The 23,429-nt window shown below is 72.1% G+C and carries 20 protein-coding genes; 10 read left to right on the top strand and 10 right to left on the bottom strand.

Features of this window, described 5'->3' with window-relative positions; translation table 11 throughout:
• Positions 1–94 precede the first annotated feature (94 nt).
• Positions 95–1,072, top strand: a complete 978-nt coding sequence (locus tag ACWGKQ_RS13165; RefSeq protein ID WP_453292002.1) for an Lrp/AsnC family transcriptional regulator — start codon at positions 95–97, stop codon at positions 1,070–1,072.
• A 51-nt stretch (positions 1,073–1,123) separates the two neighbouring features.
• On the opposite strand, the gene ACWGKQ_RS13160 is transcribed toward ACWGKQ_RS13165, so the two are convergent.
• Together ACWGKQ_RS13160 and ACWGKQ_RS13155 are read right to left on the bottom strand one after the other, a co-directional pair.
• On the bottom strand, positions 1,124–1,792 hold the full coding sequence (locus ACWGKQ_RS13160; RefSeq protein WP_453292001.1) for a DUF4360 domain-containing protein: 669 nt from the start codon (positions 1,790–1,792) through the stop codon (positions 1,124–1,126).
• Between the two features lie 180 nt (positions 1,793–1,972).
• Positions 1,973–2,431, bottom strand: a complete 459-nt coding sequence (locus ACWGKQ_RS13155; RefSeq protein WP_453292000.1) for an RrF2 family transcriptional regulator — start codon at positions 2,429–2,431, stop codon at positions 1,973–1,975.
• Positions 2,432–2,504: 73 nt separating this feature from the next.
• Between ACWGKQ_RS13155 and ACWGKQ_RS13150 the strand changes: the two genes are divergently transcribed.
• Complete coding sequence (locus tag ACWGKQ_RS13150; protein WP_453291999.1) at positions 2,505–5,486, top strand: beta-galactosidase; 2,982 nt, start codon at positions 2,505–2,507, stop codon at positions 5,484–5,486.
• Positions 5,487–5,547: 61 nt separating this feature from the next.
• On the opposite strand, the gene arfA is transcribed toward ACWGKQ_RS13150, so the two are convergent.
• The 5 genes from arfA to ACWGKQ_RS13125 all read right to left on the bottom strand — a co-directional run bounded on the left by arfA (position 5,548) and on the right by ACWGKQ_RS13125 (position 11,300).
• Entirely contained in the window at positions 5,548–7,059 is a 1,512-nt protein-coding gene (arfA, locus tag ACWGKQ_RS13145; protein ID WP_453291998.1) for an arabinosylfuranosidase ArfA, read from the bottom strand.
• A gap of 81 nt (positions 7,060–7,140) precedes the next feature.
• Positions 7,141–8,112, bottom strand: coding sequence for an arabinan endo-1,5-alpha-L-arabinosidase (locus ACWGKQ_RS13140; RefSeq protein ID WP_453291997.1), 972 nt, complete (start codon positions 8,110–8,112; stop codon positions 7,141–7,143).
• 10 nt (positions 8,113–8,122) lie between these two features.
• On the bottom strand, positions 8,123–8,986 hold the full coding sequence (locus ACWGKQ_RS13135) for a carbohydrate ABC transporter permease (RefSeq protein WP_453291996.1): 864 nt from the start codon (positions 8,984–8,986) through the stop codon (positions 8,123–8,125).
• Entirely contained in the window at positions 8,983–9,945 is a 963-nt protein-coding gene (locus ACWGKQ_RS13130; RefSeq protein WP_453291995.1) for a carbohydrate ABC transporter permease, read from the bottom strand. The genes ACWGKQ_RS13135 and ACWGKQ_RS13130 overlap by 4 nt, the downstream gene beginning before the upstream one ends.
• The gene (locus ACWGKQ_RS13125; protein WP_453291994.1) at positions 9,942–11,300 is read right to left on the bottom strand and encodes an extracellular solute-binding protein; all 1,359 of its coding nucleotides are present in this window, start codon (positions 11,298–11,300) and stop codon (positions 9,942–9,944) included. Before ACWGKQ_RS13125 ends, ACWGKQ_RS13130 begins: the two co-directional genes overlap by 4 nt.
• Before the next feature lie 264 nt (positions 11,301–11,564).
• On the opposite strand from ACWGKQ_RS13125, the gene ACWGKQ_RS13120 reads away from it, so the two are divergent.
• Genes ACWGKQ_RS13120 through ACWGKQ_RS13110 form a run of 3 tightly spaced genes read left to right on the top strand, consistent with a single transcriptional unit; the run spans position 11,565 to position 14,786 of the window.
• The gene (locus tag ACWGKQ_RS13120) at positions 11,565–12,161 is read left to right on the top strand and encodes a toxin-antitoxin system, toxin component family protein (protein ID WP_453291993.1); all 597 of its coding nucleotides are present in this window, start codon (positions 11,565–11,567) and stop codon (positions 12,159–12,161) included.
• Positions 12,158–13,390: an MAB_1171c family putative transporter gene (locus ACWGKQ_RS13115; RefSeq protein WP_453291992.1), complete on the top strand. Its 1,233-nt coding sequence runs from the start codon at positions 12,158–12,160 to the stop codon at positions 13,388–13,390. Before ACWGKQ_RS13120 ends, ACWGKQ_RS13115 begins: the two co-directional genes overlap by 4 nt.
• Positions 13,383–14,786, top strand: coding sequence for an NAD(P)/FAD-dependent oxidoreductase (locus ACWGKQ_RS13110; protein WP_453291991.1), 1,404 nt, complete (start codon positions 13,383–13,385; stop codon positions 14,784–14,786). The genes ACWGKQ_RS13115 and ACWGKQ_RS13110 overlap by 8 nt, the downstream gene beginning before the upstream one ends.
• A gap of 242 nt (positions 14,787–15,028) precedes the next feature.
• Here ACWGKQ_RS13110 and ACWGKQ_RS13105 read toward each other — a convergent pair whose 3' ends face one another.
• Together ACWGKQ_RS13105 and ACWGKQ_RS13100 are read right to left on the bottom strand one after the other, a co-directional pair.
• On the bottom strand, positions 15,029–15,880 hold the full coding sequence (locus ACWGKQ_RS13105) for an SMP-30/gluconolactonase/LRE family protein (protein WP_453291990.1): 852 nt from the start codon (positions 15,878–15,880) through the stop codon (positions 15,029–15,031).
• Positions 15,877–16,650, bottom strand: coding sequence for an IclR family transcriptional regulator (locus ACWGKQ_RS13100; RefSeq protein WP_453291989.1), 774 nt, complete (start codon positions 16,648–16,650; stop codon positions 15,877–15,879). The genes ACWGKQ_RS13105 and ACWGKQ_RS13100 overlap by 4 nt, the downstream gene beginning before the upstream one ends.
• 118 nt (positions 16,651–16,768) lie before the next feature.
• On the opposite strand from ACWGKQ_RS13100, the gene ACWGKQ_RS13095 reads away from it, so the two are divergent.
• Positions 16,769–17,368, top strand: coding sequence for a hypothetical protein (locus tag ACWGKQ_RS13095; protein ID WP_453291988.1), 600 nt, complete (start codon positions 16,769–16,771; stop codon positions 17,366–17,368).
• On the opposite strand, the gene ACWGKQ_RS13090 is transcribed toward ACWGKQ_RS13095, so the two are convergent.
• Positions 17,349–18,224: an ATP-grasp domain-containing protein gene (locus ACWGKQ_RS13090; protein ID WP_453291987.1), complete on the bottom strand. Its 876-nt coding sequence runs from the start codon at positions 18,222–18,224 to the stop codon at positions 17,349–17,351. The two genes, ACWGKQ_RS13095 and ACWGKQ_RS13090, sit on opposite strands and share 20 nt — an antisense overlap.
• 155 nt (positions 18,225–18,379) lie before the next feature.
• On the opposite strand from ACWGKQ_RS13090, the gene ACWGKQ_RS13085 reads away from it, so the two are divergent.
• From ACWGKQ_RS13085 to ACWGKQ_RS13070, 4 genes are all read left to right on the top strand, one after another.
• Positions 18,380–19,456, top strand: coding sequence for a MerR family transcriptional regulator (locus ACWGKQ_RS13085; RefSeq protein ID WP_453291986.1), 1,077 nt, complete (start codon positions 18,380–18,382; stop codon positions 19,454–19,456).
• Between the two features lie 526 nt (positions 19,457–19,982).
• On the top strand, positions 19,983–21,425 hold the full coding sequence (locus tag ACWGKQ_RS13080) for an acyl-CoA synthetase (protein ID WP_453291985.1): 1,443 nt from the start codon (positions 19,983–19,985) through the stop codon (positions 21,423–21,425).
• A 79-nt stretch (positions 21,426–21,504) separates the two neighbouring features.
• Entirely contained in the window at positions 21,505–22,833 is a 1,329-nt protein-coding gene (locus ACWGKQ_RS13075; protein WP_453292041.1) for a carboxyl transferase domain-containing protein, read from the top strand.
• A gap of 107 nt (positions 22,834–22,940) precedes the next feature.
• The gene (locus ACWGKQ_RS13070) at positions 22,941–23,339 is read left to right on the top strand and encodes a CU044_2847 family protein (RefSeq protein WP_453291984.1); all 399 of its coding nucleotides are present in this window, start codon (positions 22,941–22,943) and stop codon (positions 23,337–23,339) included.
• The last annotated feature ends 90 nt before the right edge of the window (positions 23,340–23,429 follow it).

Here is a 23,429-nt window from a genome sequence, read left to right as displayed (position 1 = left end):
TTCGGTTGCGATGCCACCGATCCTCACCACGGATGCCGAAACGAGCCAGAACTTGGGATGGAAACCGAGATTGCAGGCCATATGATCCGGAGATATGGAGAAAGCACGCCATCAGCTGGATGAGACCGACAGCCGGATCGCCGCCGCGATGCTGGCCTCCCCGCGCGCCTCGTGGCGTACGGTCGGGCGGGTCCTCGGGATCTCGGAGCGGACCGTGGTCCGGCGGGCGGCGCCGCTCTACCACGACGGCACCCTGCGGGCCACGGCGGTCCGCAACCCGGTGTGCTTCCCCGACCTGATCCCGCTGGTCCTGCGCATCCGGTGCAAGCCCAACCGGATCAGCGCCATCGCCGCCACGCTCGCCCGCCGCCCCGACACCATCTGGGTGGACGTCCTCGGCGGCGGCGACGAGATCTGCACCGTCCTCTTCCTGGACGGCCCGGACGCCCGCAACAACCTGCTGCTGCGCGACCTCCCGGCCACCGCCGCGGTCCAGTCGTGGACCTCGCACGCGCTGCTGCGGGTCTTCCCGGCCGGTTTCGACTGGAGCGGCGGCCTGCTGACGGAGGAGGAGCTGGCCAGTCTGCGCCCGGAGGCGCCGGAGAGCTACCCGCGTCCTTCGCTCGCCGCCATCGACCACCAGCTGGTCGCCGGGCTGGTCGAGGACGGGCGGGCCTCCTACACGGAGCTCGCCCGCCGCGCCGACATCAGCGCGCTGACCGCCCGCCGGCGCCTGGAGGCACTGGCGGGCGGCGCGGTCCTCAGGCTCGCGACCGAGGTGGATCTCGCCCGGCTGGGCATCCGTACCGAGGCACTGCTGTGGATGACGGTCTCCCCCAGCCGCCTGGAGGAGACCGGGCAGCGGCTGAGCCGCCATCCACAGGTCTGTTTCGCCTCGGCCACCACCGGTTCGGCCAACCTGCTCGTGGCCGCCGCGGCGACCGACCTCGACGCGCTCTACCGCTTCCTGAGCGACACGATCGGCGCCCTGGAACACGTCTCCACGATGGAGGTCACGCCGATCCTGAGCGGGGTCAAGCGGACCGGACTGGTGCGGCCCGGCAGCCTGTGACCGGTCCCGGCCCCGGAGCCGGAGTCGGAGTCGGAGTCGGTGGCCGGGGTGCTACTTGGCGGGGCACTGTTTCCAGGCCAGGTGGTAGACGGTGCTGATGTCACCGTCGGTGGAGTCCATGGTCATGAAGCTGACCTTGCCGGGGTTCGCGCTCCCGGCACTCACCCGCAGCTCCGTGTTGATGTTGAAGTTGCGCTGGACCCCGCAGGGCGCCCAGACCAGCTGGGCCCAGTCGGTGGTGTCGGTGGCCTGCCAGTTGTCGTCGTAGGGCCCGCTGAAGGGATGGCTCGCGGCGGCGGTGTTGGACGAGCCCTGGAAGTAGTACGAGGCGCGCTGGGTTCCGGTGGCGCCCGGCTGGAGCGAGGCGAAACCGCGGTAGTCGGCGCTGGCGATGGCGTACGTGAAACCGCCCGGCACATGGACGACCAGGTTGAGCTGGCAGTTGCGCCGGAAGGCGGTGGGGTCGGAGGAGCCGCCGGCCTGGGCGAGGTAGGCGCTGTAGGTGACGGTGAAGGCCTCGTTGTCCTCGGACACGGCCACGGCGGTGGTCCCTTGCGGACAGCCGGAGCCGTTCACCGTGGCGACGTTGATCACTATCTTGTCCGGCGGCGGGTCGTCGAAGACGGGCGACGACGAGGCCTTGGCCTGAGCGGGCAGCCCGGCGGTGAGCAGCGCGGCGAGCGCTCCGCCGAGCAGGAGTCCGTGTCTCCTGGGTCCCATGGTTTCTCCGGTTCGGTGATCGAGTGGGGGGTTGCACCCGCGGCCGTCCGTAGTTCATCTTTGAAGAAACTGTGAGTTTCCTGTGAAGACCGGGGCGCTCGAATCGTAGGAACCCCCATGCGAACCGGTCAGGGCGAACTCCGGCCATTCACAACGCCGGATTTCACATCCGCCACAGGCTCAGGGGTTCTCCCAGGCCGCCGGCTCCGCCGCCAGCGCCCGTACCGGCTCCGGCAGCCTGTCCGCCGCGATGTCCGCCACGGTGACGCCCTCCAGGATCTTGCGGACGTTGGCACGCAGGGCGATCCACAGGGGCAGCAGCGGCTGGGCGGTGCCGGTGTAGGCCAGACCCGTCGGGCGTTCGCCCCGTACCGAGACGATCGGGCCGTCCACCGCGCGGATCAGGTCCGCCACGGTGATCGCGGACGCCTCCCGCGCCAGCCGGTAGCCGCCGCCCCCGCCACGCCGGCTGTCGACGATCCCGGCGCGCCGGAGGTCACCCAGAATGCCCTCCAGAAACTTGTGCGGAATCTCCTGTGCACCGGCGATTTCCTCCGCCTTCACCGGGCCCTCCCCCTGCCGTACGGCGAGCTCCAGTACCGCCCGTACCGCGTAATCCGCTCGTGCCGAGATCCTCATGCGTCCATTGTGGGGCGTCCTCCCGTGGAGAATGGCCGGACCCGCGCCCCGTAAGATCGCCCGGGAGGATCCCTTGGCGCTCAGCAGACGTACCTTCAGTGCCCTCGCCGGCTCGACCGCGCTCGGCTTCGCCCTGGGCGGCAGCGGCGGCCCAGGAGCGCCCGCGGCCTACGCGGCGCGCAGCGTGCCGACCGGCCCGGCCCCGGCCCCGCCGCGCGCGGACGGGCGCCGCCACACGATCGGCTACGACCACCACTCCCTCCTCGTCGACGGCCGGCGGCTGGTGGTCTGGTCCGGCGAGCTGCACCCCTTCCGGCTCCCCAGCCCCTCCCTGTGGCGGGACGTGCTGGAGAAACAGCGGGCGTTCGGCTACAACACGGTGAGCATCTACGTGGCGTGGAACTACCACTCCGCCGCGCCCGGCAGGTACGACTTCACCGGCGTCCGCGACCTGGACCTGTTCCTGCGCACGGCCGCCGAGACCGGGCTGTACGTCATCCTGCGCCCCGGCCCCTACATCAACGCCGAGGTCGACGCCGGCGGCTTCCCCGGCTGGCTCACCGCCACCGCGGGCGCCGCCCGCTCCACCGACCCGACCTACCTCGGCCACGTCGACGAGTGGCTGACGGCCGTCAACCGCATCGTGCGCCGCCACCAGCTCACGGACGGCGGCGGCAGCGTCCTGCTCTACCAGATCGAGAACGAGTACGACGGCCACGTCGCCGACCCGTCCGGCCCCGCCTACATGTCCCACCTGTACAAGAAGGTGCGGGCCGACGGCATCGACGTCCCCCTCTTCCACAACGACAAGGGCCGCAACGGCTACTGGATCCCCGGCTCCTTCGACACCGGCGGCGAGAGGGGCAAGTGGCTGTACGGCTTCGACGGCTATCCCTCGCCCTCCCAGCCCCCGCCGGACTGGGGGGACTTCGGGATCGGCGGCCTCAAGGGCGGCGCCACCGCGAGCCCGCGCACGCCCGGGTTCGTACCGGAGTACGGGGGCGGCTGGTTCGACCCGTGGGGCGGGGTCGAGTTCGGCGGCAAGGGGTACGCCGAGTCCCGGCGCACCCGGGACGCGGCCTACGAGCGCCGCTTCTACCTCACCAACCTCGCCAACGGCCTCACCCTGCACAACGTCTACATGACCTACGGCGGCACCACCTGGGGCTGGCTGCCGGCGCCGGTCGTCTACACGTCGTACGACTACGGCGCGGCCATCGACGAGGCCCGCAACGTGACGCCGAAGATCGCGCCGATGCACCAGCTCGGCCACCTCGTGCAGCGCGTTCCCGACTTCGCGAAGCTGGACCGCGCGGCCGACGTGCACGTGGCCGGGCTGAAGGCGTACCACCTCACCAACCCGGACACCGAGGCGCACGTCTACGTCCTGCGCAACGACAGCGCCGACGAGGTCACCTCGACACTCCGGACGGCCGACGGCGACGACATCGAGATGACCCTCCCGGCCCACGACGCCCGGCTCGTCACCACCGGCCTCTCCCTCGGCAAGCGGAAGCTGCGCTACTGCACCGCCCAGCCGATGTTCGTGCTCACCGCCGGCCGCTATGACGTCGCCCTGTTCACCGGCCGGTACGGCGAGATGGCGCATCTGGTCCTCGAGTGCCCGAGCGAGCCCTTCGTGCAGCGCCTCGACGCCGAGGCGGCCTGGGTCTACGACCAGGGTGTCCTGCACGTCACCGCACCGCTCGGACAGGGCGGCCTCACCCGGGTCCTGGTCCAGCGCGGCGAGAGCGAGACCCCGCTGCTGCTGCTCTTCGCCGACGACGCGACGTCCCTGCGGCTGTTCCCGTACGACACCCCGTCCGGCACGCTCCTCGTCTACGGCCCGGCGCTGCTGCGCCACGCGAAGCTCGACGGGTCGGTCGTCCAGCTCACCGGGGACACGGTCGGCCCGACCGGTCTGGAGGTCTGGGGACCCCGCGGGATCGCCTCGGTCACCTGGAACGGGCGCCCGGTACAGACGCGGGTGAGCCTCTCGGAGAGCCTGGTCGCCCTGGCGGACATGCCGGGGGCGCCGCGGCCGGCGCTGCCGGTCCTCGCCGACTGGCGCCGGAAGGCCGAGAACCCCGAGTCGGCGGCCGGCTTCGACGACTCGGCGTGGACGGTCGCCGACAAGCGGACGTCGTTCAGCACGACGCCGGTCCCGGCAGGTCAGCCGGTGCTCTTCGCCGACGACTACGGCTTCCACTACGGGGACGTCTGGTACCGGGGGCACGTGGACGGCGACCTGTCGGACCTGGAGTCGGTCTCCCTCGCCTACAGCACGGGCACCCAGGGCATGCTGATGGCCTGGCTGGACGGGGAGCCGCTGGGCTCGCACCGGATGCCGGTGCCGGACGCGAAGACGGTACGGAAGGGGAGCTGGGCCGCTACGGCCGAGTTCTCCGCCGCCGGGCTGAAGAAGGAGCAGCGCAAGAAGCAGCGGCACGTGCTGTCCGTGCTGGTGCGGCGGATGCAGCACGACATGGACGGCGCGTCCCTGGACACCCACAAGGTGGCCCGTGGGCTGACCGCCGCCGCCTTCAAGGGGGCCGCGCCGAAGGTGGGCTGGCGCATCCAGGGGGCCGCGGCCGCGGATCCGGTGCGGGGGCCGCAGAACAACGGGGGGCTGTACGGGGAGCGGGAGGGGTGGCACCTGCCCGGGTTCGCGGACGGCGGGTGGGAGGCGGTCACGCTTCCCCGCTCCGACAAGGGGATGGGAGTCACCTGGTACCGGACCGGGTTCCGGATGTCCGTGCCGGGCGGGGTGGACGCGTCGGTGGGGCTGGTGCTGGACGACGACCCCGGGCGGGCGTACCGGGTGCAGATCTTCCTGAACGGCTGGAATCTGGGGCAGTACGTCAATGACGTGGGGCCGCAGCATACGTTCGTGCTGCCGAGCGGGATTCTGCGGACCCGGGGTGCGAACACGTTGGCGCTGGCTGTGCTTTCGGACGGGACGAGTGAGTTCGGGCCGGGGGTCGTGCGGCTGGAGTTGCTGGGGAGCGCGGCCGGAGGAGTGCCGGTGGCTTCGGTGGACTCCCCCGGTCGTTAGCTGCGGGCCGGTGGGGGCCGGTCGCGCAGTTCCCCGCGCCCCCAAGGGGGCGCGTTGACCCTTACGTCAGTCGAATCACATTCCAGGAGAGGGGTTCTAGAACGGCGTTGAGAGTGCCGCTGTTCAGAGACGTGCCCACGGCCGGGTGAGGGGTCACTCGCTCCGGCTCCGCCAAGGTGTTGCGGGCGTCGGGGTCCTCGTCCGACAGGACGCTGTGTTCCGCCACGGTTGTCAGGCCGAGGCCGCTCAGGGCGATTTCCAGGGGCAGGGTTTCTGACTGGCTGCGGTTCACGGCGAAGACGGTGACCGTGCCGTCCTCGGCCCTGACCGCCGTCGCGTGCAGCAGGCTCGTCTCGCCGTACTTCTTCGTGTCGTACGTCGGTGAGTCCACCCGTACGTCCAGGACCTGGCCCCTGCCGTAGCGGGACGCCTGGGCGAAGGGGAAGAACGTCGTCTGGCGCCAGGCCGGGCCGCCGGGCTCCGTCATGATCGGGGCGATGACGTTGACCAGCTGGGCCAGGCAGGCGACCGTGACGCGGTCGGCGTGGCGGAGCAGGGCGATGAGGAGGGAGCCGAAGACCACCGCGTCCAGGACGCTGTAGTTGTCCTCCAGGAGGCGCGGGGCCTCGGGCCAGTCCCGCGCGTCGGAGTTCTCGATCGCGTGCCACTTCGAGGTGTACCAGACGTTCCACTCGTCGAAGGAGAGGTTGATCTTCTTCTGGGACTTCAGCCTGGCGCCGATGTGGTCACAGGTGGCGACCACGTTCTCGATGAAGGACTCCATGTCGACGGCGGAGGCCAGGAAGGAGTCGACATCGCCGTCCTGGGGCTCGTAGTAGGCGTGCAGGGAGATGTAGTCGACCAGGTCGTACGTCTCCGCGAGGACCGTCGCCTCCCACTCGGCGAAGGTCGGCATGGACTGGCTGGAGGAACCGCAGGCGACCAGTTCCACGGACGGGTCCATCTGGCGCATGGCGCGGGCGGTCTCGGCGGCGATGCGGCCGTACTCCCCGGCGGTCTTGTGGCCGGTCTGCCAGGGGCCGTCCATCTCGTTGCCCAGGCACCAGAGCTTGATGCCGAAGGGGTCCTTGTCGCCGTGGGCGGCGCGGAGGTCCGCCAGGGCGGTTCCGGAGGGCTGGTTGGCGTACTCCTGGAGTTCCAGGGCCTCCGCCACGCCCCGCGTGCCGAGGTTGATCGCCATCATGGGCTCGGCCTGCGGGCCGACCTTCTTCAGGAAGGCGATGTACTCGCCGAGTCCGAAGCGGTTGGTCTCCGTCGACCGCCAGGCGAGGTCGAGGCGGCGGGGGCGGTCCTCGACCGGGCCGACCGAGTCCTCCCACTTGTAGCCGGAGACGAAGTTGCCGCCGGGGTAGCGGAGGGTGGTGACGCCGAGTTCGCGGACGAGGTCGAGGACGTCCGTGCGGAGGCCTTCGGCGTCGGCCGTGGGGTGGGTCGGCTCGAAGATGCCGGTGTAGACGCAGCGGCCTAGGTGCTCGACGAAGGAGCCGAAGAGGCGGGGGTTGACTTCGCCGATGGTGAAGGCGGGGTCGAGGGTGAAGCGGGCGGTGCGCAATGTTCGCCTTTCGGGGTGGGTTGTTCTCAATCGTGGGCGGGTGCGGGTGGGTGGGGGTTGCTCGCGCAGTTCCCCGCGCCCCTAAAGGGGCGTTGGCCAACCGTCTCTTGTCCAGCTCAGGGGGTTGAGCCCCAGCTTCGGGGTGCCGTTGTCGGCTGCGTCGTAATAGTGGTACGCCAGCCACGTCTTGCCGTGGGTGCGGAATGTCGACTCGCCGCCCGGGCCGATGTAACGGCCGTGGGAGGAGAGAAGGAGGTCGCCGCCGCCGTTCAGCATCGGTGTGCCCGTGCTGTCGGTGTACGGGCCCGTCACCGTCGTCGAGCGGCCCACTCTGATCTTGTACGTGGAGTTCGCTCCGGCGCAACAGGCGTCGTACGAGGCGAAGAGGTAGTAGTAGCGGCCGTGGTGGAGGATCGCGGCGCCTTCGACGGCGTAGGGGGCGTCCGGGCGGGTGGCCAGCTGCCGGACCGGGGCGCCGGGGATCGCCTTTCCGGTGTGCGGGTCCAGTCGCACCATGCGGATGCCGGTCCAGTAGGAGCCGAACGCCATCCACAGTTTGCCGTCGGCTCGGGTGATCGCCGGGTCGATGGCGTTCCAGGCGTCGGTCGTGTCGGAGGTGAAGGCGGGGCCGTGGTCGGTCCAGGTGCCGGGGAGGCCGGTCGGGGAGGTGGCCACGCCGATCGCGGAGTGGTTGGTGCCCCAGGAGGAGACCGCGTAGTAGAGCCAGTAGCGGCCGTCCCGGTAGGAGAGGTCGGGAGCCCAGGGGTCGGCGGTGGAGTTGTAGTCGTACCACCAGCTCGGCGGTGTGGTGAAGGCGTTGCCCGCGTCGGTCCAGTCGCGGAGGTTCGTGGAGAGGCGGGCGCCGATGATGCCGCCGGTGGAGTAGGCGACGTACTGGCCGTTCCTCAGTCGGTGGACGGTGGGGTCGTGGATGATCTGCTGGCCGGTCAGGGGGAGGGGGTCGGGGTAGGTGGTGGTCGCGGAGGCGGTGGTGGGGAGGAGGGCTGTCGCCGCGGCGGCGAGCAGGGCGGCGAGTCCGGGGAAACGCTTCAACTCCGGCTCCTCACTGGCCGGCCAGGCCCGTGTGGGCCACGCCGCGCACGATCTGGCTCTGGAAGAAGACGAACACGATGATCAGCGGGAGGCCCGCGATCAGGCCGCCGGCCATCAGCTGCGGCCAGACGATGCCGAAGGCGTTCTGGACGGTCGCGATGCCGTTCGGCATCGTCATCAGGTCGGGGTTGTTGGTCACCATGTACGGCCACAGGAAGTTGTTCCAGGAGGCGATGAAGGTGAAGATGCCGACCGCCGAGAGGGACGGTTTCGACAGAGGGAGGACGATCGTGAAGAAGATGCGCCAGCGGCCGGCGCCGTCGATGAAGGCGGCCTCCTCCAGTTCCTTGGGCAGCGACTGGAAGAACTTGTAGAGGATGTAGACCATCGCGGCGGGGGCGCACTGGGGCAGGATCATGCCCCAGTAGGTGTCCACCATGCCGAGCGACTGGACCGTGGTGAACAGCGGGACGCCGAGGATGGCCGGGGAGAACATCAGGCCCGCCATGGTGAGCGAGAGCAGGACGCCCTTGCCGCGGAACTCGGTGCGGGCGAAGCCGTATCCGGCGAGGGACGCGACGAGCAGCACGATGAAGGTGACGCAGACCGAGACGACGACCGAGTTGACGAACCAGTCGGGGATGTTGCCGGCGTCGAAGATGCCCTTCCAGGAGTCCCAGGTGACGTGGTCCGGGATCCAGTGCGGGGAGGCGACGGACTCGGTGGAGGTCTTGAGCGAGGTCGACAGGGCCCAGAAGAGCGGGGCGATCCAGAGCAGGGAGAGGGCGGCGGCGAGCGCCGTGAGGGCGATCTGGGCCGGGGTCCAGGTGGAGCGCGGCCTGCGGACGACGGGGGGTGTGGTGGTGGTGGTCATCGGGTGGCCTCCTCGCGGGTGCGCAGCAGCCACATGCGGGTCAGGGCGACGGCCGCGACGATGATGAAGAGGATCATGGAGATCGCGGAGGCGTAGCCCACGCGGTAGCTGGTGAAGCCCTGCTCGATCATGTACTGGACGAAGGTGCGGGTGGAGTTCTCGGGTCCCGAGCCGAACTGGAACATGATGACGACCTGGTCGTAGACCTGGAGCGAGGCCAGTATCTGGAGCGCGACGACCAGGCCGGTGATGTTGCGCAGGTTGGGGACCGTGATGTGGACCATGCGCTGGAAGGCGTTCGCGCCGTCCAGTTCGGCCGCCTCGTAGAGGTGTTGCGGGATGTTCTGCAAAGCCGCCAGGTAGAGGAGGAAGGAGAAGCCGACCGTCCACCAGAGGGTGGCGATGACGCTCGCCAGCAGGGCGGTGGACTTCTGGGTGAGCCAGGGGGTGTCGAGGCCGAGGGTGTGGTTGACCAGGCCGTTGACCGGCTGGAAGAGCCACCACCAGAGGTTGGCGACGACGGCCGACGGGAGCAGGAACGGGGCGAAGAAGCTGAACCGCCACAGCCACTTGAAGTGGACGGTGTGGTGGGCGATCAGCGCCATCAGGAGCGCCATGACGACGATCAGCGGGACCACCCAGAGGGTGAACTTGACGCTGTGCCACAGGGACTGCCAGACCAGGTCGTCCTGGAGGGCCTCGCGGTAGTTGTCGAGGCCGATGAAGCTGGTGTGGTCGCCGGAGATGTTGGCGTCCGTGAAGGACAGGTACAGGCCGCGGACGATCGGGACCAGGACGAAGAGGCCGTACAGGACGAAGAACGGGGTGACGAACCAGCCGCCGTGCTGGAGGCGACGGCCCCAGCGCAGGCGCAGGGTGTCGGCGCCGGTGGCGGTGCGTGCCACGCGCGGGGCGGCGGGGACCGCCGTGGTGGAGGCGGTGGAGGCGGTGGAGCTCATGCGTCGGCTCCCTTCAGCTCCTGGGCGGCGGTCTTGCCGTCCATCGGGTTCTTCGAGGCGAGGAGGGCCTCCAGGGCGCTCTTCATGGCGCGGGCGGTGGCGTCGGGCCTGGTGGAGCCGAGGTTGGAGCCGGCGATGAGCGGGCCGACCCGCTTGGAGAGGGTGCCGGTGGAGCCCGCGAACCAGATGTGCGGCTCGGTGGCGAGGTGCTGCATGGCGTCCTGGGAGTACTCGCGCTGCGGCGAGAGCTTCGTGTACGCCGGGTCCTTGAAGGTCGGCAGGTAGGCGGGCACGTGGCCGCCCTGGGCCCAGGTCGCCGCGTTCTTCACCAGGTAGGCGGCGAGCGCGTAGGCGCCCTCGTTCGCGGCGCCGCCGCGGTCGGCCTGGTGGGGCAGGACGAAGGAGTGGGACTCGGCGTGGGTGCCGGGGGTGCCGAAGACCGGGGGCAGCGGCGTGGCGCCGTAGTCGATCTTCGCGGGGGTGTAGACCGGCACCGACCAGTCGCCCTCCCAGACGAAGGGGGCGCCGGCCAGGAACATCGCCGCGTCGTCCGAACCCGCGATGGCGTAGCCGTCGGTGACGTGCTTGCGGAAGAACTCCAGGACCCGGGTGGCCTTGTCGGTGTCGAAGACGACGCCGGTCTGGTCGGCGTCGAAGTAGCCGCCGCCGAGCTGCTGGTAGAAGGCGACGAAGAACCACCAGGAGAAGTTCTGGTCGTTGGCGTGCATGCCGAGGGTCTGCAGACCGCCCTTGAGCTTCGCCTTGGCGGCCTTGAGCATGGCGAACCAGTCGTCCTCGGAGGCGGCGTACGGGAGCCGGCCGTCCGCGTCGAGCAGGCCGGCCTTCCGGCAGACGTCCTTGCGGTAGAAGTTCAGCTGGACGTGGACGTCCAGGGGCAGGGCGTACAACTGGCCGCCGACGATGCCGCGTTTCCACAGGATGGGGTTGAAGTCGGCCTCGCGGACGCCGTGTTCGGCGAGCTTGCCGATGTCCCAGGGGTCGAGGAGGCGCCCGGGTGCGAAGCCGGTGACCCGGCCCTGGTGCATGACGGCCAGGTCGGGGGCGCGGTTGCCGGCCGCCGCCATGGCGAGCTTGGTGTAGTAGGGGTCGCCCCAGGTGAGGGTGGACGCCTTGACGTCCGTGTCCGGGTGGGCCGTGTGGAAGGCGTCCACCATGGCCTGCATGTTGGCGCCGTCGCCGCCGGAGAAGAGGTTCCAGTAGCGGACGCGGGTGCGTGCGCTCGATGTCAGTGCGTCGGCGCCGGTGCCGAGGGCCGCGAAGCCGAAGCTCGCCGCCACCGCCAGCCCGCCCGCCGTGCCCAGTAGTTGCCTGCGACCGAGGCCAGGTCGTCCCATGCCATTGCCTGCCCTTGCCTTCGGGATCCGTCGTGCTCGTGATCGCGTCCGTCATTCTTGTTCGAGATATCGGCTCATGCTCGTAACTTCGAACGGGACCGTAAAATCGAAGCGCTTGCGCGTCAATGGGTCGCGCGTGACTTTCATGCATCGAGCACTCGTTGTCATGTGAACTACAGCTCGAACTGGCGCCGCCGGACGCGTAGTCTCGGACCGGCCGACGCAGCGCGGTCACCGCCGCGGGGGCGGTGCGAAGGGGGAGCGATGGACTTGGCCGGCGCGCGGCACCGGTGGGCCCGGATCGCCACGGGGCTGCGGGGCTCCCGGCCGAACGCACAGATGCGTGTCCTCGCCGCCGACCTCACCGCCGCCGTCCGCGCCAGACCCCGGACGCCGGCCGACGTACGGGAGTTGTGCCGGGTGCTGTGCGCGGAGCTGAGCCGTAGACGCGAGGGGCGGCCCGTCGAGCTGCGGTTCGAACGGTTCCCCGACGAGATCGAGGTCACCGGGCTGTGGGTGGAGTTCCAGGACTTCGACCTGGTGATCGTCGAGGAGCGGGCCGAGGCGGTCCAGCAACTGGTCATCCTGGGGCATGAGTTGTGGCACCTGCACACGCGCGGCACGCATCGTCACGAGGCCGCGGCCAACGCCCTCGCCGGGCGGCCGGACTGGGACTCCGTCGCCCTGACCGTGGCGGCCCGCAACGGCTCCCGGGAGGCCGACGAGGCCGAGGCCGACGACTTCGGGCACCGGCTCGCGGCCGCGCTCCGGTCCTTACTGCCCGGACAGGGCGGTGAGGCCCCGCCCGATCCGGTCCAGCGGTCCCTCGGCTACCGCGGGCGCGAAGGCGGAGCGCGGTGACGAACTCCCCGCTGGCCGAAGGCCCGGCCGCGTTCTTCACCGGCCTGTACATCTCCTTCTGGCTCCCCGGCCTGGTGCTGACCGCGGCCCTGGTGATCAAGCTGCCCAGCATCCTCAAACTGTGGCGGGACCCGCTGCTGCGTGCCGTCGGCGGCCTGCTGCTGTTCGCCTGCGCGGTGTTCGCCTTCGCCGCTCCGGCCACCATCTCCTGGACGAACCGGGTCACCGGTGTGCCGAACATCGCGGCACCCCTGGTGTACTCCCTGATCACCGCGCTGTCCGCGTCCTGGCTGCTGCTGGTCGTGCACTGGCGCAACGGCCACACCGACCGCCGTGCACAGACCCGGCGCGCGACCCGCTGGGTGGTCTGCGTCTACGCGGCCGTGGTCGTCGCCCTGTGGGTGCTGTTCGCGCTCGCCGACGTGCCCGTGGAACAGGTCAGGAACCTGGACACCTACTACGCGAGCACGCCGTTCATGCGCGAGGAGATCCTGCTCTACCTCCTCGCGCACACCGCGGCCTGCGCGATCACCACCCGGCTGGTGTGGAACTGGATCCGCACCGACGGCCTCGACGCCTGGCTGCGCTGGGGGCTCAGGTTCCTGGGCATCGGCTACGCGACGAACCTGGTCTTCAGCGCGGCCAAGTTCACGGCCGTGGTGGCCCGCTGGACCGGTCACGACCTGGACTGGCTGAACGCCAACATCGCACCGTCGGCCGCCTGCATCGCCGCCACGTTCGTCGCGATCGGCTTCATCGTGCCGCACGCCGGCCAGTACTTCCACGACCGCTGGCTGGTGCGCCGCCGGCACCGCGCCCTGAAGCCGCTCGCCCGGCTGCTGCGGACCGTCGCGGGCGGCCGCGAACCGCTCGCGCTGCGCGCCACCGCCGAGATGCGCCTGATCCGCCGCGAGACCTACATCCGCGACGCGCTCCTGCAACTGTCCCGGTTCCTCGACGAGAACCTGCGCGGCCGGGCCTACGACGCCGCGCTCGCCCTCGGCCACGAACCCGGCCGGGCCCAGTCCCTGGCCGCCGCCGTGACGATCCTGGAGGCCGTGGAGAGCGGACGGCACGCCCTGGACGACGGCGGCACGGGCGGGACCGACACCTCGTATCTGCTCCAGGAGATCCAGGCCGTCTCCGAGGTCCTGCGCCACCCCGATGAGATCACGGCGGTACGCACCCGCGCGGCCGTCCCGGCAGAGAGCATGTCCACGCATGAGTGACCGTTCCTCCCCCGCCAGAGCCGCCGTCGTCCTGGGGGGATCCCACACCGGCATGCTCGCGGCCCGGGCCCTGGCCGGCCTCGCCGACCGGGTCGTCGTCGTGGAACGCGACGAGCTGCCCGAGGCGCCCCGGCCCCGCAAGGGGCTTCCGCAGGCCCGGCACGCCCACATGCTCTGGTCGGGCGGGGTACGGGCGATGGAGGAACTGCTGCCGGGCATCACCGCGGCCCTCCTGGACGCCGGGGCGCGCCGGGCCCCGGTCACCACGGACATGGTCGCCCTCTCGGCGCACGGCTGGTTCCGGCGCTGGCCCGAGTCCCACCATGTGCTCCTGGCCGGGCGGGACCTGCTGGACGCGACGGTCCGGGCGCGGGTCCTCGCGGACGGGCACGTCGAGGTGGCCGGGGGCACGGAGGTGCTCGGGCTCACGGGCGACGCGGCGGCGGTCACCGGGGTCCGGGTGCGGGACCGCGACGGCCGGGAGCGGACCGTCGAGGCGGACCTGGTCGTCGACGCCACCGGGCGGGGTTCCGGAGCCCCCCGCTGGCTCGCGGCCCTCGGGCTGCCCGCGCCGGAGCACCGCGAGGTCGACACCGGCCTCGCCTACGCCAGCCGGCTCTACCTCGCACCCGAGCAGGCCCGCGCCGGCTTCCCGGTGGTCAACGTGCAGCCGGACCCGCGGGAGGGCGGTCCCGGCCGGGCGGGCTTCCTGCTGCCCATCGAGAACGGCCGCTGGATCGTCACCCTCAACGGCACCCGCGGGGGCGAACCGACGTCCTCCGCCGACGACTTCGTCCCGTTCGCCCGCGACCGGCTGCGGCACCCGCTCATCGGCGAGCTGCTCGCGCAGGCCGAACCGCTGTCCGACGTCGCCGTCACCCGCGCCACCGTCAACCGCCGGTACTTCTACGAGCGGATGGCCGCCTGGCCCGACAACTTCACGGTCCTCGGCGACGCCCTGGCCGCGTACAACCCCGTCTACGGCCACGGACTGGCCGTGGGCGCGCAGAGCGCCCTGCTCCTGCGGGATCTGACCCGGCGCCACGGCTTCGGCACGCGCGGCCTGGCCCGCCGCGTCCAGAAGGCGGTCGCCCGGCCGGTCGGGGCGGCCTGGGACCTCGCCATCGGGCAGGACGTGTTCTATCCCGGGGCGACGGAGAACGGCCCGACGACCCGGGACCGGATCGTGGCCGCCTACGTCGCCCGCCTCATGCACACGGCCACGGGCAACGGCCGCATCGCCCGCCGGGTGACGGACGTGACCTCGCTGGAGCGGCGCGCGGAGGTACTGCTGACTCCGTCCGTCCTGCTGGCGGCGCTGGCGGGGCCGTTGAAACCGACGCTGACCGGACCGCCGCTCACCGCAGAGGAGTTGAAGCGGGCCGGCTTGCAGTAGGGGAAGCGCCCCGTAGGGGCGCGGGGCTGCATTTGATTTGCGGCTGCCGCCGCGTGGGCGCGACCAGCCACCCCGCAGGCTGACGGCGGCCGTTCAGCAGCGCCCCTTTGGGGGCGCGGGGAACTGCGCGATCAGCCCCCACTCGCCCACAGGCGAAAGACGACCCTGCCACGCCGGGCAGTAGACCGTCTGCGGCGCCGTCGTGGCTGGTCGCGCAGTTCCCCGCGCCCCTTACGGGGCGCTCAGCCCTGGAAGGCAGGCTGGGCCACGCCCTTGCCCGCGTCCGGGATCACCAGCAGGGAGCCTGCCGTGGGGTGGGGGCGGTCGAGGCCCACTCTCGCCGTCGTGACGTAGAGGTCAGTCAGGTCGGCGCCCCCGAACGCGCAGGCCGTCGTGAGCGTCGCGGGAAGGGTGACGACCCGGTCCAGCTCACCAGTCGGCGTGTAACGCCGTACCGCTCCCCCACCCCACAGCGCCACCCACACACAGCCGTCCGCGTCGACCGTCAGGCCGTCGGGGAAACCGGCGCCCTCCTCGATCGTCGCGAGCGGGCGGCGGTCGACCGGGAGTCCGTCGACGTAGTCGAAGACGTCCACCCGGCGGGTCGGCGTGTCGACGTAGTAGACGCGGCTGCCGTCCGGGCTCCAGCCCGTGCCGTTGCTGACCGTGACGTCCGGCAGCAGCGTCGTCGCCGTGCCGTCGGGCGCCACCCTGGAGAGCGTGCCGCCCCCGACCGTCTCGTCGTAGCGCATCGTGCCGGCCCACAGGGTGCCGTCGGGGGCGACGGCCGCGTCGTTGGCGCGACGGCCCGGGACCGGCTCGCGGAGCAGCCAGCGGAACGAGTCGTCGGGGTCGAGGAGGCCGACGCCGTCCCGGAGATTGAGGACCAGGCCGCCGTTCGCGCGGGGCTTGACCGCGCCGACGTGCTGTTCGGTGGTGCGGATCGTGCGGTGGCCGGTGGCGGGGTCGTACGTGTGGATCCGTGCACCGAGGACGTCGATCCATATCAGGCGGCCGGCCGCCGGGTCCCACGTCGGTCCCTCGCCGAGCGTCGCCTCCGCCGCGACCGCCACCTCGTACGCCGTCGTCGTCATGCCACGCTCCGGTGGCCGAGGCGCTCGGAGAGTTCGGCGGCGCCCTTGGCCGCGAGCTGCTCCAGCTCGTCGCGGCGCTCGTCGCTCCAGCGGATCATCGGGACGGAGATGGACAGCGCCGCGACGACCTGGCCGGTGCGATCGCGGACCGGCGCGGCGACACAGGAGACGTCCGGGTTGGACTCCCGGCTCTCCACGGCGATACCGCGGGCGCGGATCTCGGTGAGGGCCTCGCGCAGGGCGTCCGGCTCGGTGATGCTGTTCGGGGTCATCGCGACGAGGTCGGCATCGTCCGGGATGCGCGCGGTCAGCTCGTGGTCGGGCAGCGAGGCCAGCAGCATCTTGCCGACCGAGGTGCAGTGGGCGGGCAGCCGGCGGCCGGCGGCGGAGACCATGCGGACCGCGTGCGTGGAGTCGACCTTGGCGATGTAGATGACGTCGGTGCCTTCGAGGATCGCCACGTGCACGGTCTCGTCGCAGGTCTCGGCGACGGACCGGGCGACCTGCTGGCCCTCGGCGGCGAGGTCGAGCTGTTCGGCGTAGCGGCTGCCGAGCTGGTACGGACGGACGCCGAGCCGGTAGCGTCCGGGCTGTCCGGGTACGGGCACGATGTACGACCGGGCGGAGAGCGTGGTCACCAGCTCGTGCACGGTGGTCCGCGGCAGCTGGAGTCTGCGCACTATGTCGGGGGCGGAGAGAGTCCCGTCCCCGTCGAGGAAGAGCTCAAGAATGTCGAGAGCCCGGGTCACGGCAGGCACAAGGCGTCCCACGTCCGGCCCCCTCCCTTGGGTCTAAGCGCCAGATATCGCGGAGCTGCGGAGCCGTTCGAGATATCAACAGGCGATCGGCATGACGAACACAGGCTAGCCATCGGGGATTGTGTGGGCAATGGCCGGGAACCAGCCGGGCACCCGCGTGTGCACCATGGGTGGCATGCAACTGGACTTCCAGCTGGTACTGCTGCGCCGCATGGCCGACCACAACCCGGACCTGGTCGAAGACGCCCGGCGCACGCTGGGTGCGTCGATCGCGGACATGCGGGAGGCCAACAAGCGCTGGCAGGCGATGGCCCGCTCGCCCCGGTCCCGGTCCGCCGCCTCCCGCTACCGCTCGGTCCTCGGCCCGCCCGAGTCGGAGACGAAGCGCACCGTGGGCGACCTGGAGTGCACGGCCTGGCAGTGGCCGCTCCCCCTCTGGCCCACCCTCCGATTCGAGGTCATGGCCGGCCCCGGCGGCGCGGTCTGGAACGAGTGGCTGGTCCGCGCCCCCGGCGCCCCGGCACCGACACTGGAGACGTACGACGACCTCACCCCCTGGTCCTGCACGGTCGACGAGGCCGCCCGCGCCTTCGCCCCCGCCCGCCCCCTGGAGGGCACCGCCCCGACCCGCTGGGGGCTCACCTTCAAGGTGCCCGACGGCCGTCAGGTGGTCGCCGAGTTCACCTGGGGCCTGTTGCAGCGCACCGCGGTCATCGACGGGCCGCGCTGAGGACCGCCGCCACCACGGCCTCCACCGACCCGGGGTGCAGGAACAGGAACAGGTTCGGCTCGACCAGCTCCAGCTCCATCACCTGCGGCCGCCCGTCCGCCCCGTCGACCAGGTCCACCCGGGCGTACAGCAGCTCGGGCGCGTCCGGTACGGCGGCCAACGCGCGCTCCGCCACGGCGAGTTCGGCCGGAGTCGGGGTCCACTGCTCCAGGTCCGGGTGGGCGACCTTGTCCGCGTCGTACGCCGTGCCCGGGGTGAGCACGGCCCGCTTGCGGCTGGCGTGCAGCAGCCGCCCGCCGAAGAACTGGAGCGCCCGCTCCCCGCTGACGTCGATCCCGGCGACGTACGGCTGGACCATCGCGGTCAGCCCCTCCTCGTGCATCCGGGCGAGGTGCTCTGCGGCGGTGCCGTGCTCGTCGGGCGTGTAGCGCGCGGCGAACCGGGCGCCGGCGCCGAAGGTGGGCTTGACGACGAAGTCGCGGTCGGCGGGCAGCCCGGCGGCCGGGTCGCCGGGGGCGAGGTACCGCGTCGGCACGACCGGCACACCGGCCGCCGCGAGGTCACCGAGATACCGCTTGTCGGTGTTCCACCGCACGACCGCGGCCGGATTCGCGATCCGGGTCGCCTTGCCCACCCGCTCCACCCACGGCAGGAACTCGTCCGTCCGCCAGGCGTAGTCCCAGGTTGACCGGATCACGACCAGGTCGTGGCCGCCCCACTCGGCCTCCGGGTCGTCCCACGGGTGGGCGACGGCCTCGGCCCCCGCGGCGGTCAGCGCCTCCAGCAGCACCGGCAGGTCCCGGTCCTTGCTCGGTTGCACGCCGGGGTCGTAGGTGGCGAGGGCTATGCGGGGCACGGCGGGGGCTCCCTTGGCTTCGACTGGCTTCGACTGGCTTCGACGACTGCGTTCCTTCGGCAGGCTAACGGGGACACCGTTGACCTTCACCTTCGGTGAAGCCCCAGCATCGGTGGCGGACGTCGAGGAACGCGAGGTACCGGCATGGAGACGGCATGGAGTGGCTGACCATCGGGGCCTTCGCGAGGGCCTGCCGGCTGTCGCCGAAGGCGCTGCGGCTGTACGACGAGCTGGACCTGCTGAAGCCCGCCCGCGTCGACCCGGAGACCGGCTACCGGTACTACGCCGAGGCGCAGCTGGAACGCGCCCGGCTGGTGGCCTGGCTACGGCGGCTGGGCATGCCGCTGGCGCGGATCCGCGAGGTGTGCGCGCTGCCCGCCGGCCCGGCCGCCCGGGAGGTGCGGGCGTACTGGGCCCGGGTCGAGGCGGAGACCGCCGTACGGCGGGACCTGGCCGCGTTCCTCGTCGACCACCTGTCCGGAGAATCGAGAAGGGAAACGACGAAGATGCTGGAGTTGCGTTACGCCGCCCACTCGGACCGGGGGCATGTCCGGCCGTCCAACCAGGACACCGCGTACGCGGGGCGCCGGCTGCTGGCCGTCGCCGACGGGTGCGGGCCGGCCGGGGCGTCGGCCAGTGCCGCCGCCGTTGCGGCGCTCAAGTCCCTGGAGGACGCGGAGCTTACGACGGGAAGCGTGCTGAACCTCCTGGACGACGCGGTGCGTTCGGCGGGCGAGGCGGTACGGGAGGCGGCGGAGGGAAGTACGGAGGTCGGTACGACGCTGACCGCGCTGCTGTGGACCGGGTCCCGGCTGGCTCTCGCGCACATCGGGGACTCGCGGGCGTATCTGCTGCGGGACGGGGAGCTGTTCCGGATCACGCACGACCACAGTGTGGTGCAGTCGCTGATCGACGAGGGCCGGCTGACACCGGCCGAGGCCGAGAGCCATCCGCAGCGGATGCTGCTGGCGAAGGCCCTCGGTGGCGCCGCCGACACCCCGGACCTGAAACTGCACGAGGTCCGGGCCGGGGACCGGTACCTGCTGTGCTCGGACGGCCTGACCAGGGCGGTCCCCGACGAGCGGATCGCGGAGCTGCTCGGCGGGGGTGAGCCGGGGGATGCGGTGCGGGTACTGGTCGAGGCGGCCAACGCGGCGGGCGGCGACGACAACGTGAGCGCGGTTGTGGCCGACGTGGTTCCGCCCACCCGCCCACCCGTCTCGGTCGGATAAGAAGCTGGGGAAGAACGAGATCCGACCGGACGGAAAGTCGTCCGGGGCACGCGCCCACCTCGGTCGGCGGCAGGGCCGGGGCAAGCCGGAAAGACAGAACACCGCCTCCGACCTCGCCCCGTCTCAGCCCCCGACCCCCACTCCGCTCAGTGGAAAACCCGCCAAGACACTCCCCGGCACCGCCCCACGCCCACATCAGTCACCACAGCCACCACCCCACGCCCCCACCGGTCACCACAGCGACCGCCCCACCCCCACACCGGTCACCACAGCCACCACCCCACCCCCCACCGGTCACCACAGCCACCACCCCACCCCCACCCCCACCCCTGCCCCACCCGACCCCACCCCGACCTCCCCCGGCCTTCCCCACCTGCCCCCACCCCGACCTCCGCCGGCCTCCCCCTGCCCCCACCCCGGTGGTGTGATCTAGGTCGTGGTGCGGAGTGTGAGTGGGGTGTCCTCGGGGCGTGGTACCTGGTGTAGGAAGGGGCTGTCAGGGTTCCGAACGGTGAGGAGTCGTCGCGTGTCGTTTCTGTTTCCGGCCCTGGTGGACGGTCCGGGCGAGCGGGTCGCCCTGCGGTTCGGTGCACGGGCGTTGACGTACGGGCAGCTGGCCGCCGCGGCCGGCGCCCTCGCCGGCCGGGTCGGGCACGCCGGCCGGGTCGCGGTGTGGGCGACGCCGGAGCTGGAGACGGCCGTCGCCGTCGTCGGCACGCTGCTCGCCGGCAAGGCGGCCGTACCGCTCAACCCCAGGTCGGGCGAGAAGGAACTCGCGCACATCCTCGCCGACAGCGCGCCGACGGCCGTCCTGGCCGCGCCCGGCGCCGAACTCCCCGCCGCACTGGCCGACTTGCCGCGGGTCGACGTGGACGCGCACGCCACCGGCCCGGTACCCGAGGACCGCACCACCGGTTCCGACCCCGCCCTCGTCGTCTACACCTCCGGCACCACCGGCCCGCCCAAGGGTGCCGTCATCCCGCGCCGGGCGCTCGCCGCCACCCTGGACGCGCTCGCCGACGCCTGGCAGTGGACCGGGGACGACGTGCTGGTGCACGGTCTGCCGCTGTTCCATGTGCACGGGCTGGTGCTGGGGATCCTCGGACCGTTGCGGCGAGGCGGCTCCGTACGGCACCTCGGGCGGTTCGACACCGACGGCGTCGCCCGCGAGCTGAACGACGGCGCGACCATGTTGTTCGGCGTCCCGACCATGTACCACCGGATCGCCGAAGCCCTGCCCGACGACCCGGAGCTGGCGAAAGCCCTCGGCCGGGCCCGGCTGCTGGTCTCCGGTTCGGCCGCACTGCCCGTCCACGACCACGAGCGGATCGCGGCGGCGACCGGCCGGCGGGTCGTGGAGCGGTACGGCATGACGGAGACCCTGATGAACACCAGTGTGCGCGCCGACGGGGAGGCGCGGGCGGGGACCGTGGGGGTGCCGCTGCCGGGGGTGGAGCTGCGGCTGGTGGAGGACGACGGGACGGCGATCGCGGAGTACGACGGGGAGAGCGTCGGCGAGATCCAGGTGCGCGGCCCGAACCTGTTCACCGAGTACCTGAACCGGCCCGACGCCACCGCCGCCGCCTTCACCGCCGACGGCTGGTTCCGCACCGGTGACATGGCGGTACGGGAGCCGGACGGCTATGTGCGGATCGTCGGGCGCAAGGCCACCGACCTCATCAAGAGCGGCGGTTACAAGATCGGGGCCGGCGAGATCGAGAACGCGCTCCTCGAACACCCGGGGGTGCGGGAGGCCGCGGTCACCGGGGAGCCGGACGCGGACCTTGGCGAACGGATCGTCGCCTGGATCGTCCCGGCCGACCCGCAGGCACCGCCGTCCGCCGAGGATTTGGCGAACCATGTCGCCGGGCGGCTCGCCCCGCACAAGCGGCCCCGCGTCGTCCACTACCTGGACGCCCTGCCCCGCAACGACATGGGGAAGATCATGAAGCGGGCCCTGGGTGCCTGAGCCGACGCGCCGGCCGACACCCGAGCCGGCACCCGAGCCGGCACCCGGGCCGTCACCCGAGCGGCTCTCCGCCCGCCGGATCCTCGCCCTCGTCACCGACCCGGGCACCTTCGCCGAACTCCCGCACCCGGCAAGGCAGTCCCCGCCCGACGGCCCGCTCGCCTGGCAGGGCTACGACGCCTCGCGCGCCCGCGCCGCCGAACGCACCGGCGAGGAGGAGTCCGTCGTCGTCGGCACCGCGCGGATCGAGGGCACCTCGGCCGTGCTGGTCGCCTTCGAGTTCGGCTTCCTCGGCGGCTCGCTCGGGCAGCGGACCGGGGACCGGCTGGAGGCGGCGTACGTCCATGCCCGCGCCCACCGGCTGCCGGTGGTCCCCCTGGTCGCCACCGGCGGCAGCCGGATGCAGGAGGGCATGCTCGCGCTGTCCCAGCTCCAGCGGGTGGCCCGGCAGTCGGCGCTCACCCGGGAGGCGGGGCTGCCCCAGGTCGCCGTCCTGCGCGACCCGACGACCGGCGGCGGCTGGGCCACCCTGGGCGCCGGTGCCGATGTGATCCTGGCCCTGCCCGGCGCCCAGGTGGGCTTCGCCGGCTCCCGGGTCCGCCCGCCGGACGCCGACCCGGCCGCGTACACGGCCCAGGCGCAGCTCGCGGCCGGGGCGGCGGACGCCGTGGTGCCCCTGGCGGATCTGAAGGGGGCGCTCGGGCTGTGGCTGCGGCTGCTGACCGCTCCCGCCCCGATACCGGCCGCCCCGCCGGCCGCCCTCGGCGACACCGCGCTGCCCGCCACCGGCTGGGAGGCCGTCCGGCGCGCCCGCGCCCCGCACCGCCCGCGCGCCGTCGCCTACCTGGACGCGTACTTCACCCGCCGGGTCGCCCTGGTCGGCGACCGCTGCGGCGGGGCGGACCCGGAGGGGATGCTGTGCGGCTTCGGCGAGCGGGACGGCCGTACGGTCGCCTTCGCCGCGCAGACCGGGACGGCGACCCGGCCCGCCGGGTACCGCACCGCGGCCCGTCTGATACGGCTCGCGGACCGGCTGGGGATCCCGGTGCTGACCCTCGTCGACACCCCGGGCGCCGCGAACGACGCCGAGGCGGAACGGCAGGGTGCCGGGGCCGCGATCGCGGAGCTGTTCGGCGAGGTGGCGGCGGCCCGGACACCGATCACCACCCTCGTCATCGGAGAGGGCGGCTCGGGCGGCGCGCTGGCACTGGCCGCGCCCGGCAACACCTGGGCCACACCGGACAGCTACTTCTCCGTCATCGCACCGGAACTGGCGACGGCGATCCTGAAGCGCCCCCCGGAACAGGCCGAGGCCACCGCCGGCCAGCTGCGCATCCGCCCCCAGGACCTGGTCGAACTGGGGGTGGTCCGGGGCATCGTGGACGCCGTGGACCGTCCTCGGGCCTGAGCCGCGTGACCGGGCGGGTTTCCGCCCCGGCGGGCGGACACGGGTGGCCGCGTTCAACGACAATGGTCCGGTTACGGGGCCGTAGACACGGGGGAGCCAGGGGCGCCATGGCGAGAATGATGGAGTTCAGGACCGAGGACGGCGCCGTCGTCGTCGTGGAGTCGGCCGACGGCGTCCCGGGCAGCCGCCCCGTCTCGCGCGACGGCGGTTCGGGCCCAGCGGCGCAGGCCGCCCGTTCCTTCGAGGGCGCCCTGGCCGGAGTGCGGGCGGCGGCCCAGTCCGCGTTGCGGGTCTTCCGGGACGGCACACTGCAACCCGATTCCGTGGAGCTGGAGTTCGGGGTCAAGCTGACGGCGGAGGCGGGTGCGGTGATCGCCAAGGGAGCGGCGGAGGGACAGTTGGTGGTCCGGCTGAGCTGGGCGTCGGGGCAGGGCACGACACCGCCGGAACCGGCTCCTGCGGCCCCGCAGCCTCCGTCGGTCCCGGCGCCCACCCCCGGGTCATGAGCCGCGCTGCCCGGCCCGCCCGGATCGGGTGGTCCCGGCGGCCGTCCGCGAACGGCCCGCGGCTCCCGGAAGCCGCCCGCAGCCTGCCGC

Source organism: Streptomyces sp. NPDC054770, assembly GCF_053611985.1.
Note: the sequence above shows the minus strand (reverse complement) of the source record. Positions and strands in the feature narration are given on the sequence as shown.